This is a genomic window from Streptomyces sp. NPDC032198, from assembly GCF_040636975.1.
Classification (GTDB): Bacteria; Actinomycetota; Actinomycetes; order Streptomycetales; family Streptomycetaceae; genus Streptomyces.
Genome location: NZ_JBEZVL010000010.1, coordinates 419,629 through 431,952, shown reverse-complemented (window position 1 = coordinate 431,952; position 12,324 = coordinate 419,629). Strand labels below are relative to the sequence as shown.

The following is a 12,324-nucleotide window of genomic DNA, read 5'->3' as shown; positions in this document are numbered from 1 at the left end:
GACCGCCGGGGGGGGCGCGCCCGACGTGCCCGGGCGCCCCGGGGGGGGCCGCCGCGCTATTTGGGGGGCCGGGGGGGGTGCGCCTGAGTACGCGTACTCAGGCGCACCCGCCGTCGCCGCGCGCAGTATCGGATTCATGCTGTGGTCCGACCCGGAGAACAACCCGCCCAAGGACATGCGGGACATGCAGGCGAAGATGCGCCGTGCGGGACTCGTCCTCGCTCTGGCCATGGTCGTCGCGATGTTCGTCCTGGGCATTCACTGAGGATTCCGCTGAGGCGCCCTCCGAGGCACCCGCTGACGCATCCGCTGAGACATCTCCCGCGGCTCGCTAACCTGACCGCATGAGTGATCAGCCCCGACAGCCCGGACAGCCGCGCCGTTTCGTCCTCGCCTCCAAGTCCCCCGCCCGGCTCGGCCTCCTGCGCCAGGCCGGTCTCGCCCCCGAGGTGATCGTCAGCGGGGTCGACGAGGACGCGATCTCCGCACCGACCCCCGCCGAGCTCGCCCTTGCCCTGGCCGAGGCCAAGGCGTCGGTCGTCTCGGCGCGCCCGGAGGCGAAGGGCGCCCTGGTCGTCGGCTGCGACTCGGTCCTCGAACTGGACGGAGAGGCGCTCGGCAAGCCCGCCGACGCCGAGGAGGCCACCGCCCGCTGGAAGTCCATGCGCGGGCGTGCGGGCGTCCTGCAGACCGGCCACTGCGTGTACGACACCGCGTCCGGCCGGCATGTGTCGGCGGTCGCCTCGACCGTCGTCCGCTTCGGTGACCCCTCGGACGAGGAGATCGCCGCGTACGTGGCGAGCGGTGAACCCCTGCACGTGGCGGGCGCGTTCACGCTCGACGGCCGCTCCGCCCCCTTCGTCGACTCGATCGAGGGCGACCACGGCAACGTCATCGGCCTCTCGCTGCCGCTGCTCCGGCGCCTCCTGGGTGAATTGGGCGTCGGCATCACGGAGTTGTGGGCGAAGTAGGCCCCAGAGGGCTCAGGCGGGCTGTGGGGCGCCGTTCTCCGGCGCGCCGCCGCCCGCTGCCCCGGTTCCGGTGCGCGGCTCGTCGGCGACCTCGTCGGGCTTCTTGTCGTACGCCACCAGCGTCAGGACGATCAGGCCGAGCACGGCCATCATGAAGACGAAGGCGGGCCAGCCCACCAGGCCGACCGAGAACGCCCCGAGAAGCGCGTGCACGACGGCGGCGCTGATCAGCAGCAGCCGGCCGAAGCGGCCCGGCGTGCGGTCGAGTATCGCCGCGCGCAGCATGATGAAGGCGCACAGCGCGAGGTAGAGGCCGAAGAGGCCGCCCGCGATCCACGTCGACACGGACATCGCGTGCGGGTCGAGGCCTGCGAGCGACATGTCCTGCTTGTTCACGACAAGCCCGAGGAACCAGTTGAGCAGCGCGATGCCCACCGCCTCCACCAGGAGCACGATCGCGCCCACCCAGGCAACCGGTCTACGCGCCACGGCGCCCACCCTCTTCCGCTGTTACCGCTAGTACGTCCCAGACATCGCGAACGCTACATGGGGGCACCCCCTGCTCGTTAAGAGCTTGGGGGAGGGTAAACCCGGGGACAAGGGCTCCGCCGTAGGCAAAGAATCATTGGGCCATTCGTAGGGACTCGACAAAGAATGGCCCCCTGCCGCAGCACGCTCTCACAGAGACCTTGGCCACATCGGCGCGTTAGTCTGCCCGCAAGGGACCCTGCGTACCGTGGTGCGACAAGGGATTTCGCGGACGGGCAGGCCCCGGATCACGCTCCGTGTGGGCAAGCTCACCACTGGGGACGGGTCGAAAGGTCGTGTCGGCAGTCCCTAAACTCGGCTTGTTTCAAGGAGGGAGCCATCGTGCGCAAGGTGCTCATCGCCAACCGTGGCGAAATCGCTGTCCGCGTTGCTCGGGCATGCCGGGATGCAGGGATCGCGAGCGTAGCCGTCTACGCAGATCCTGACCGGGATGCTCTGCATGTACGTGCGGCAGATGAGGCGTTCGCGCTGGGCGGTGACACTCCGGCCACCAGCTACTTGGACATTTCCAAGGTGCTGGCAGCGGCCAAGGACGCGGGGGCGGACGCGGTCCACCCCGGCTACGGCTTCCTTTCGGAGAACGCCGACTTCGCGCAGGCCGTCATCGACGCGGGCCTGATCTGGATCGGCCCGCCGCCGCAAGCCATTCGTGACCTGGGGGACAAGGTCGCCGCCCGGCACATCGCGCAGCGCGCGGGTGCCCCCCTGGTGGCCGGTACGCCGGACCCCGTGAGCGGCTCCGACGAGGTCGTGGCCTTCGCCCAGGAGCACGGCCTGCCGATCGCGATCAAGGCCGCCTTCGGTGGCGGCGGACGCGGTCTGAAGGTGGCCCGGAACCTCGAAGAGGTGCCCGAGCTGTACGACTCCGCGGTGCGCGAGGCCGTCGCGGCCTTCGGCCGTGGCGAGTGCTTCGTGGAGCGCTACCTGGACAAGCCGCGGCACGTGGAGACGCAGTGCCTGGCCGACAAGCACGGCAACGTGGTCGTCGTGTCGACCCGTGACTGCTCGCTGCAGCGGCGCCACCAGAAGCTCGTGGAGGAGGCGCCCGCGCCGTTCCTGAGCGAGGCCCAGAACGCCGAGCTGTACGCGGCGTCCAAGGCGATCCTGAAGGAAGCCGGCTATGTCGGCGCCGGCACCGTCGAGTTCCTCGTCGGCACCGACGGCACGATCTCCTTCCTGGAGGTCAACACCCGTCTGCAGGTGGAGCACCCGGTCACCGAAGAGATCACCGGCATCGACCTGGTCCGCGAGATGTTCCGCATCGCCGACGGCGAGGAACTGGGCTACGGCGACCCGGAGATGCGCGGTCACTCCTTCGAGTTCCGCATCAACGGCGAGGACCCGGGCCGCGGCTTCCTGCCGGCGCCGGGCACGGTGACCCTGTTCGCCCCGCCGTCGGGTCCGGGCGTGCGCCTGGACGCGGGCGTGGAGTCCGGCAGCGTGATCGGCCCGGCCTGGGACTCGCTCCTGGCCAAGCTGATCGTCTCCGGTGCGACGCGCCAGCAGGCGCTCCAGCGGGCCGCGCGCGCCCTGGAGGAGTTCACCGTGGAGGGCATGGCCACCGCCATCCCCTTCCACCGCGCGGTCGTCAAGGACCCGGCGTTCGCCCCTGAACTGACCGGCTCCACCGACCCGTTCACGGTCCACACCCGGTGGATCGAGACCGAGTTCGTCAACGAGATCCCCGCGTTCGCCGCGGCGGCCGACACCGAGACGGACGAAGAGCCCGGCCGCGAGACGGTCGTCGTCGAGGTGGGCGGCAAGCGCCTCGAGGTCTCGCTCCCCTCCTCGCTGGGCATGACCATCGCCCGCACCGCGGCGGCGGGCGGCGCCCGCCCCAAGCGGCGCGCGGCGAAGAAGTCGGGCCCGGCGGCTTCCGGTGACACCCTCGCCTCTCCGATGCAGGGCACGATCGTCAAGATCGCTGTCGAGGAGGGCCAGGAGGTGCAGGAGGGCGACCTGGTCGTCGTCCTGGAGGCCATGAAGATGGAACAGCCCCTGAACGCGCACCGGTCGGGAACGATCAAGGGCCTCACGGCGGAGGTGGGCGCGAGCCTGACCTCCGGCGCGGTCATCTGCGAGATCAAGGACTGACACCCCCGCTGAGCGGACCCCGGACGGGCTGGAGGATTCCAGCCCGTCCGGCGTCTTTCTCTTCGGGCAGACTTGAGGCACGCGTACGTTCAGGGAGGCACGCCATGGCAGAGAGCCCGCAAGAGCGCCCTCGCTTGAAGAGAGCCGACGCGCGCCGCAATTACGACCGGCTCCTCGCGCAGGCCCGCGCCGCCTTCGCGGAGCACGGCACGGACGCCTCCCTGGAGGACATCGCCCGCCACGCGAACGTGGGCATCGGCACCCTCTACCGCCACTTCCCCAACCGCCACGCCCTGATGAGCGCCGTCTTCGAAGAGGCGGTGAGCGACCTCCTGGACCGCTCCCGCGCGCTGCTCGACGATCCGCGGCCCTGCTCGGCCCTGGTGACCTGGCTCCGCGCCATCATCACTCATGCGGGTGAGTACCGCGGGCTCTCCCGAGCCCTCATGTCGGCGTCGCACGACGACAGTTCGGCACTCTCCCGATGCAGCAGGCCCATGCGTGAGGCGGGCACGGCCCTGCTCGTACGGGCGCAGCAGGCCGGTGCCGTACGCCCCGGCGTGTCGATCGGCGATCTGATGCAGCTGACCAACGCGATCGCGCTGGCCGCCGAAGAGACCCCGGACGAGCCCGAGTTGGCCGACCGGCTGCTGATGCTGACCCTGCGCGGCCTGAAGCCCGAAGGATCGGCACCCGACGACTGCGGTACCGGGCCGACGGCCGGTTCAGCGGCGGCGTAGATCCGCCACCCGCGCGGCCCGCTCCCCGGGCTGCTGCTCCCCGAGCACCGCACTGCGCAACTGCGCCCCGGGGCTCTGCCCGTGACCGCCGTGGTTACGGCGCTGCCCCGGCAGTGGCACGTCCCGGCGCGGCTGTCGCGCCGGGACGGGATCCACCCCTGGTCCGGAGTTGGGATTCGCGGTCCCGCCCGCGACAGCGATCTGCACTCCCTGGTCCGCCAGGGCCTGCAGTTCGGTGGCCGCGCGGTCGTCGTGCGTGGGCGGTTCGTCCGTGACCAGGCGGGTGATGACGTCCGTCGGCACCGTCTGGAACATCGTGTCGGTGCCGAGCTTGGTGTGGTCGGCGAGGACCACGACCTCGGCCGCGGCCTGGACGAGCGCCCGGTCCACGCTCGCCGAGAGCATGTTGGACGTGGAGAGCCCGCGTTCGGCGGTCAGACCACTGCCCGACAGGAAGGCGCGTGAGACCCGCAGGCCCTGCAGGGACTGTTCGGCCCCGCTGCCCACGAGGGCGTAATTGGAACCGCGCAGGGTGCCGCCGGTCATGACGACCTCGACGCGGTTGGCATGGGCCAGGGCCTGTGCCACCAGGAGGGAATTGGTGACGACGGTCAGACCGGGTACCCGCGCGAGCCGTCGGGCCAGCTCCTGCGTGGTCGTACCCGCCCCGACGACGATGGCTTCGCCTTCTTCGACGAGTCCCGCCGCGAGATCGGCGATAGCCGTCTTCTCGGCGGTCGCGAGATGTGATTTCTGCGGAAAGCCGGACTCCCGCGTGAATCCGCCCGGCAATACCGCACCGCCATGTCTGCGGTCGAGGAGTCCTTCTGCCTCCAGCGCGCGCACGTCCCGCCGTACGGTCACTTCGGAGGTCTGGACGACGCGGGCGAGCTCCCGGAGCGATACCGCTCCGTTGGCCCGCACCATTTCGAGGATCAATTGGCGACGTTCTGCAGCGAACACGAAACTGACAGTAACCCCAACGACCGTCTGCTTTCAGCAGTTTGCGCCGAATTACAGAAGTTGTTCGCACGGCAGGGTGGGAAGTGGTATAGGTGCCTACTCGCCCCGCCTATGCCGGGCGAATGGGCGACAACAGCCCGTGACCTGCGCAGAGTTGATACCCCGTGCGAACCCCGGTCAGTCGGCGTTCAACCGACGATCGGTCCGCGATCAGGCTTCGCCGGCCGACTTGCGCGTGTGGAGCTGGCGCGCGACCTCGGCGATCGAGCCCGAAAGGGATGGATACACGGTGAACGCATTCGCGATCTGCTCGACCGTCAGATTGTTGTCGACCGCGATCGAGATGGGGTGGATCAGTTCCGAAGCGCGCGGTGCGACGACCACACCGCCCACCACGATGCCCGTACCGGGGCGGCAGAAGATCTTGACGAAGCCGTCGCGGATGCCCTGCATCTTCGCGCGCGGGTTGCGCAGGAGCGGCAGCTTGACGACGCGGGCGTCGATCTTGCCGCCGTCGACGTCGGACTGGCTGTAGCCGACGGTCGCGATCTCGGGGTCGGTGAAGACGTTCGACGACACGGTCTTCAGGTTCAGCGGCTGCACCGCGTCGCCCAGGAAGTGGTACATCGCGATGCGCCCCTGCATGGCGGCGACGGAGGCCAGCGCGAAGATCCCGGTCACGTCACCGGCGGCGTACACACCCGGCGCGGACGTGCGCGACACCTTGTCGGTCCAGATGTGCCCCGAGTCCTTGAGCCGGACCCCGGCCTCCTCCAGGCCCATGCCGCTGCTGTTCGGGATGGCGCCCACGGCCATCAGGCAGTGCGTGCCGGAGATGACGCGGCCGTCGTCGAGCGTGACCTCCACGCGGTCGCCCACGCGCTTGGCGGAGGCGGCGCGCGAGCGGGACATGACGTTCATGCCGCGGCGCCGGAAGACGTCCTCCAGGACGGCGGCGGCGTCCGGATCCTCGCCGGGCAGCACGCGGTCGCGGCTCGACACGAGCGTAACGTTCGACCCGAGCGCCTGATAGGCGCCGGCGAACTCGGCACCGGTGACACCGGAGCCGACCACGATGAGCTCCTCGGGGAGCTCGTCCAGGTCGTACACCTGGGTCCAGTTCAGGATCCGCTCGCCGTCGGGCAGCGCGTCGGGAACCTCGCGCGGGTGCCCGCCGGTGGCGATCAGGACGGCGTCGGCGACAAGGGTCTCCTCGGTGCCGTCGACCGCGCGCACGACGACCTTGCGCGAGCCGTCCGTGTCCTGCTGGCCCTCCAGACGGCCACGGCCGCGCAGCACGCGGGCGCCCGCACGCGTGACGGACGCGGTGATGTCGTGGGACTGCGCGAGCGCGAGGCGCTTCACACGGCGGTTGACCTTCCCGAGGTCGACGCCGACGACGCGCGCCGGGGTGTCGATGTGCGGGGTGTCGTCCGCGACGATGATGCCGAGCTCCTCGTACGAGGAGTCGAAGCTGGTCATCACCTCGGCCGTGGCGATCAGAGTCTTGGACGGGACGCAGTCGGTGAGCACCGACGCCCCGCCCAGACCGTCGCAGTCGACGACGGTCACCTCCGCGCCGAGCTGGGCGGCAACGAGTGCCGCCTCGTATCCGCCGGGTCCGCCGCCAATGATCACGATCCGAGTCACGTACTCCATTGTCCCGCACGCTTCAAGGTGCTTCGCCCCGGGGGCTCCATCCGGGCCGTTCTCCCTACGAGAAGGGCACTTCCGTTACGGGAGGGACGCACGCGTCGCCTGCCGTACCCTCGATCACATGTCGCTCTACGCCGCGTACGCCGGCAATCTGGATCCGCGGCTCATGTCACGCCGCGCCCCGCACTCGCCGCTGCGCCAGACCGGCTGGCTGAACGGCTGGCGGCTGACCTTCGGCGGGGAGCACATGGGGTGGGAGGGCGCGCTCGCCACCATCGTGGAGGCGCCTCGCTCGCAGGTCTTCGTGACGCTCTACGACGTCGCCCCCATGGACGAGGACTCCATGGACCGGTGGGAGGGCGTGGGGCTCGACATCTACCGCAGGATGCGGGTGCGCGTGCACACCCTCGACGGCGAGGAACCCGCCTGGGTGTACGTGCTCAACGGGTACGAGGGCGGCCTGCCGTCGGCGCGATATCTGGGGGAGCTGGCCGACGCGGCGGAGACCGCGGGAGCGCCCCACGACTACGTGATGGAGCTCCGCAAGCGCCCCTGCTAGGCGCGCGCCGGGCTGCGGTGAGCCTGCTTCGGGCCGCTGTGACACCTGCCGGCTCACCTCTCGTCGGAAACGACAAGACAACGATCCGAATCCCGTGAGCATCGTCATCTACGCGCGTAGGGCGTGAGCGGCTACTCTCGTCCGCGTGAACGCTTCAGTTATTCCGGACGACATCCAGGGCGACCCCTACGCCGCCGCCGACGCCGCCGCCGCGCGCCTGCGTGAGCTGACGGGCGCCGAGACCCACGACGTAGCCCTTGTGATGGGCTCCGGCTGGGCACCGGCCGTGGACGCGCTCGGTGTGCCCGACGCCGAGTTCCCCGTCACCGAGCTCCCCGGCTTCCCGCCGCCGGCGGTCGAGGGACACGGTGGCCGCATCCGTTCCTTCCAGGTCGGTGACAAGCGCGCCCTCGTCTTCCTGGGCCGCACCCACTACTACGAGGGCCGTGGCGTCGCCGCCGTCGCGCACGGCGTGCGTACGGCCGTGGCCGCGGGCTGCAAGACGATCGTGCTGACGAACGGCTGCGGCGGTCTGCGCGAGGGCATGCGTCCGGGCCAGCCGGTCCTGATCAGCGATCACCTCAACCTGACGGCCACGTCGCCGATCGTCGGCGCGAACTTCGTGGACCTCACGGACCTCTACTCCCCGCGTCTTCGCACCCTCTGCAAGGAGATCGACCCCTCCCTGGAGGAGGGCGTCTACGCGCAGTTCCCCGGCCCGCACTACGAGACTCCGGCGGAGATCCACATGGCCCGCACGATCGGTGCGGACCTGGTGGGCATGTCGACGGTCCTCGAGGCCATCGCCGCGCGCGAGGCGGGTGCGGAGGTGCTCGGCATCTCCCTGGTCACGAACCTCGCCGCGGGCATGACGGGCGAGCCGCTGAACCACGAGGAGGTCCTCCAGGCGGGCCGCGACAGCGCCACCCGCATGGGCGAGCTTCTTGGCCAGGTGCTGGGCCGCATCTAACGGGCGGGGGCGCCTTGAGTGGCGGGGCGTCTTACCCGGCGGGTTCCTCGCTGGGCGGGGCCTTGCCCGGCGGGGCTTTGCCCGGTGGGTTCCTCGCTGTGGGCGGGGCCTTGCCCGGCGAGGCTTTGCCCGGCGGGGGCTTTGCCCGGCGGGTTCCTCGCTGGGCGGGGGCTTGCCTGGCGGAGGGCTTCCCCGGGTGGGGCGCCTCCGCGCTGTGCCTTGCCGACCCGCGGCGCACGCTCCCGCAAGGGCCTTTCCCGCCCACCCACCCGTTTGCCCGGCAGCACCGAGCGGGCGCACAGGCCCTCCCGGGATGGGCGCCCAGGTGGGTGGGCGGGAAGAACCCGCAGGACCGGACGAGCCCCAAAGCCTTCCGACGGCCGGATGCTCCCCTTCGCACCGCGGGTGCTCGGGCGGGTGGGAGAGAAGACCCGCAACACCAGCCCAGCCCGCAAGCCCTTCGCACCGCCGGGTGATCGGGTGATCGGGTGGGTGGGTGGGAAAGTCCGCAGGACCGGGCCGGGCCGGCCCGCAACCCCTTCCCGCCGCCGGGCGCTCGGGCAGGGGCGAGCGAGCCGCCGCGCACCGGCGGTGCAGGAACTGCCCGGGCCGGACCGGCCCGGAAGGTGTGCCCCGTGGGGGTGGGGAAGCTCCCGCAGGGCCGCGCCGGACAGAAAAGCTCCCCACAAGGGCGTACCCCGGGTAGGAGTAACCCGGACGCCCGCCATAGAACTCCGCACACGAGAGGCTGAAGAAACGTGCCGGACGACTCTGAACTCATCGCGCGAGCCCAGGCCTGGCTGGCCGAGGACCCGGATCCCGAGACCCGCGAGGAACTCGCGAAGCTCATCGACGCCGCGGACACCGAAGAGCTGACCGCCCGCTTCAGCGGCACCCTCCAGTTCGGCACCGCGGGCCTCCGCGGCGAACTCGGCGCGGGCCCCATGCGCATGAACCGCTCCGTGGTCATCCGCGCCGCCGCCGGCCTCGCCGCGTATCTCAAGGACAAGGGCCAGGCCGGCGGTCTCGTCGTCATCGGCTACGACGCCCGCCACAAGTCCGCGGACTTCGCGCGCGACACGGCCGCCGTCATGACCGGCGCCGGACTCAGGGCGGCGGTGCTCCCCCGCCCGCTCCCCACCCCCGTACTCGCCTTCGCCATACGGCACCTCGGTGCCGTCGCGGGCGTGGAGGTGACGGCGAGCCACAACCCGCCGCGCGACAACGGCTACAAGGTCTATCTGGGCGACGGCTCCCAGATCGTCCCGCCCGCGGACGCGGAGATCGCGGCGCACATCGACGCCATCGCCACGCTCCACGACGTCCCCCGCCCCGACAGCGGCTGGGAAACCCTCACGGACGACGTCCTGGAGGCCTACCTGGCGCGTACGGACGCCGTCCTGTCCCCGGGCTCCCCCCGTACCGCCCGCACCGTCTACACGGCGATGCACGGCGTCGGCAAGGACACCCTCCTGGCCGCGTTCGCCCGAGCCGGTTTCCCGGCCCCCGCCCTCGTCGCCGAGCAGGCGGAACCGGACCCGGACTTCCCCACGGTCGCGTTCCCCAACCCGGAGGAGCCGGGCGCGATGGACCTGTCCTTCGCGAAGGCGCGCGAGGTGGACCCGGACCTGATCATCGCCAATGACCCGGACGCGGACCGCTGCGCGGCGGCGGTCAAGGACGGCCCGGGCGAGGCGGACTGGCGCATGCTCCGGGGCGACGAGGTCGGCGCGCTCCTCGCGGCCCATCTCGTGCGCCGGGGCGCCACCGGCACGTTCGCCGAGTCGATCGTGTCCTCCTCCCTGCTCGGCCGGATCGCCGAGAAGGCGGGCCTCGCCTACGAGGAGACCCTCACCGGCTTCAAGTGGATCGCCCGCGTGGACGGCCTGCGCTACGGCTACGAAGAGGCCCTCGGCTACTGCGTGGACCCCGAAGGCGTACGCGACAAGGACGGCATCACGGCGGCGCTCCTGCTCGCGGAGCTGGCGTCCGAACTCAAGGAGGAGGGGCGCACGCTGCTCGACCTCCTGGACGATCTGGCCGTGGAGCACGGCCTGCACGCCACCGACCAGCTGTCGGTCCGCGTCGAGGACCTCTCCCTGATCGCGGACGCGATGCGCCGCCTGCGCGAACAGCCGCCGACGGCGCTCGCGGGCCTGCCCGTGACGAAGGCCGAGGACCTGACGCGGGGCACGGACAAGCTGCCTCCCACGGACGGCCTGCGCTACACGCTCGACGGGGCCCGCGTCATCGTGCGCCCGAGCGGCACGGAGCCGAAGCTGAAGTGCTACCTGGAGGTGGTGGTCCCGGTGTCGGCGAAGCCGGGCCTGCCCGCCGCCCGCACCGAGGCGGCGGACCGTCTCGCGGCGATCAAGCGCGACCTGTCCGTGGCCGCGGGCATCTAGCGGTCGCCCGGCGGGCTTTCGGGGCGGGTGGCCGCAGGGCCGCCACCCGTCCGAGTGGTTGAGCCGGCGCAGCTGCCGCAGCGATCCGGTGCGCTGCCGGTCCCCCAGGAAGGGTGACCGGCAGCGCACGATCACGTTCAGGAGCTGCCGCAGTGCCGTACGGACCGACCCCAGAGACCTCGACCGCATCGACGTCCGCCGCCGCACCCCGGATCGTCTCCCCGGCCCGGCGCCCCCGCACCGCTCCGGGCAGTCCCCCGGGCCGCCCCGCACGCGCCGCCCGCGCCCTGCGGCACGCCTCGCCCGCACTCCTCGCGTACGCCGCCGTACGTCTCTTCGGCGCCCTCGTCTTCGCCCTCTGGGCCCGCAGCGAGCACCGGGACGTCTGGCATCTGCTTGCGGAGTCGTGGGACTGCGACTGGTATCTGAGGATCGCCGGCCAGGGGTACGCGCACACCCTGGGCACCCAGGTCGACGCGAACAACCTCGCCTTCTTCCCGCTGCATCCGCTGCTGATCAGGGCGGGCAGCGTGCTCGTCCCGGAGCCGCGCGGGGCCGTGGGGCTCGCGATCGCCGTCGGCTGCTCGTTCCTCGCGGCGTGGGGGATGTTCGCGGTGGGCGACCATCTGTACGGCCGCAGGACGGGCGTCCTGCTCGCCGCCCTCTGGGGTTCGCTCCCCGTCGCTCTGGTGCAGTGGATGGGCTACACGGAGTCGCTCTTCACGGCGCTCACCGCGTGGTCGCTGTACGCCGTGCTCACCGGCCGCTGGGTCTGGGCGGGTGCGCTGGCCGCGCTCTCGGGCCTGACCCGTCCGACGGGTGTGGCGCTCGCGGCGGCCGTCTCCCTGACGGCGCTGCTCACGCTGCTGCGCCGGTGCCGGCCGATGCGCCGGGGAGAGGTCACGCGCCTCCTCCTGGGCGCCCTGCTCGCGCCGCTCGGCTGGCTCTCGTACGTCGGCTGGGTGGGGTTCCGGCTGGGCCGCTGGGACGGCTATTTCGCCGTGCAGAAGCTGTGGCACAACGAGTGGGACGGCGGGGTGGGGACGTGGCGGACCGTGCGGGACCTGCTGTCGGCCAAGGGTCCGCAGCTGTTCCTGATCATGGTGACGGCGACGCTGCTGGCGTCGGTGGCGCTGTTCGTCCTGTCGGTGGGCGACCGGCAGCCGCTGCCGCTGCTGGTCTTCACGGGACTGCTGCTGCTGATCGTGCTCGGCAGCAAGGGGGTCTACTTCCCCCGGGCCCGCTTCCTGCTCCCCGGCTTCCCGCTGCTCCTGCCGCTCGCGGCGGCCCTGGCCCGCGCCCGCCCGCATGTCGCCGTGACGGTGATGGTGACCGCGGCCGTGACGTCGGCGGCGTTCGGGGGCCACATGCTGCTGGCGTGGATGGGCCCGCCGTAGGGACAGGCGCGGGGAGCCGC

At 71.5% G+C, this 12,324-nt stretch carries 11 protein-coding genes; 8 read left to right on the top strand and 3 right to left on the bottom strand.

What is annotated here, in order from left to right; translation table 11 throughout:
- Window positions 1–136: 136 nt before the first annotated feature.
- Both AB0E78_RS27820 and AB0E78_RS27815 read left to right on the top strand, forming a co-directional pair.
- Window positions 137–265, top strand: a complete 129-nt coding sequence (locus AB0E78_RS27820) for a hypothetical protein (RefSeq protein ID WP_272902837.1) — start codon at window positions 137–139, stop codon at window positions 263–265.
- 79 nt (window positions 266–344) lie between these two features.
- Window positions 345–971: a nucleoside triphosphate pyrophosphatase gene (locus AB0E78_RS27815; RefSeq protein ID WP_361837729.1), complete on the top strand. Its 627-nt coding sequence runs from the start codon at window positions 345–347 to the stop codon at window positions 969–971.
- A 12-nt stretch (window positions 972–983) separates the two neighbouring features.
- On the opposite strand, the gene AB0E78_RS27810 is transcribed toward AB0E78_RS27815, so the two are convergent.
- Entirely contained in the window at window positions 984–1,460 is a 477-nt protein-coding gene (locus tag AB0E78_RS27810; RefSeq protein WP_361837726.1) for a hypothetical protein, read from the bottom strand.
- A 381-nt stretch (window positions 1,461–1,841) separates the two neighbouring features.
- Here AB0E78_RS27810 and AB0E78_RS27805 point away from each other — a divergent pair, with 381 nt between their 5' ends.
- Together AB0E78_RS27805 and AB0E78_RS27800 are read left to right on the top strand one after the other, a co-directional pair.
- On the top strand, window positions 1,842–3,614 hold the full coding sequence (locus tag AB0E78_RS27805) for a biotin carboxylase N-terminal domain-containing protein (RefSeq protein WP_361837723.1): 1,773 nt from the start codon (window positions 1,842–1,844) through the stop codon (window positions 3,612–3,614).
- A gap of 104 nt (window positions 3,615–3,718) precedes the next feature.
- Window positions 3,719–4,354: a TetR/AcrR family transcriptional regulator gene (locus AB0E78_RS27800; protein WP_361837721.1), complete on the top strand. Its 636-nt coding sequence runs from the start codon at window positions 3,719–3,721 to the stop codon at window positions 4,352–4,354.
- On the opposite strand, the gene AB0E78_RS27795 is transcribed toward AB0E78_RS27800, so the two are convergent.
- Complete coding sequence (locus AB0E78_RS27795) at window positions 4,340–5,317, bottom strand: DeoR/GlpR family DNA-binding transcription regulator (RefSeq protein ID WP_361837718.1); 978 nt, start codon at window positions 5,315–5,317, stop codon at window positions 4,340–4,342. The genes AB0E78_RS27800 and AB0E78_RS27795 overlap by 15 nt on opposite strands.
- A 210-nt stretch (window positions 5,318–5,527) precedes the next feature.
- Window positions 5,528–6,976 carry an NAD(P)H-quinone dehydrogenase gene (locus AB0E78_RS27790; RefSeq protein ID WP_361837715.1) on the bottom strand — a complete coding sequence of 483 codons (1,449 nt, stop codon included), beginning with the start codon at window positions 6,974–6,976 and terminating at the stop codon, window positions 5,528–5,530.
- Between the two features lie 118 nt (window positions 6,977–7,094).
- Here AB0E78_RS27790 and AB0E78_RS27785 point away from each other — a divergent pair, with 118 nt between their 5' ends.
- The 4 genes from AB0E78_RS27785 (at window position 7,095) to AB0E78_RS27770 (ending at window position 12,304) form a co-directional block, all read left to right on the top strand.
- Window positions 7,095–7,532, top strand: coding sequence for a gamma-glutamylcyclotransferase (locus AB0E78_RS27785; RefSeq protein ID WP_249588135.1), 438 nt, complete (start codon window positions 7,095–7,097; stop codon window positions 7,530–7,532).
- Window positions 7,533–7,677: 145 nt separating this feature from the next.
- Window positions 7,678–8,502, top strand: coding sequence for a purine-nucleoside phosphorylase (locus AB0E78_RS27780; RefSeq protein WP_361837711.1), 825 nt, complete (start codon window positions 7,678–7,680; stop codon window positions 8,500–8,502).
- 758 nt (window positions 8,503–9,260) lie between these two features.
- Complete coding sequence (locus tag AB0E78_RS27775; protein WP_361837709.1) at window positions 9,261–10,907, top strand: phospho-sugar mutase; 1,647 nt, start codon at window positions 9,261–9,263, stop codon at window positions 10,905–10,907.
- 152 nt (window positions 10,908–11,059) lie between these two features.
- Window positions 11,060–12,304 carry a hypothetical protein gene (locus AB0E78_RS27770; RefSeq protein ID WP_361837706.1) on the top strand — a complete coding sequence of 415 codons (1,245 nt, stop codon included), beginning with the start codon at window positions 11,060–11,062 and terminating at the stop codon, window positions 12,302–12,304.
- Window positions 12,305–12,324: the final 20 nt, after the last annotated feature.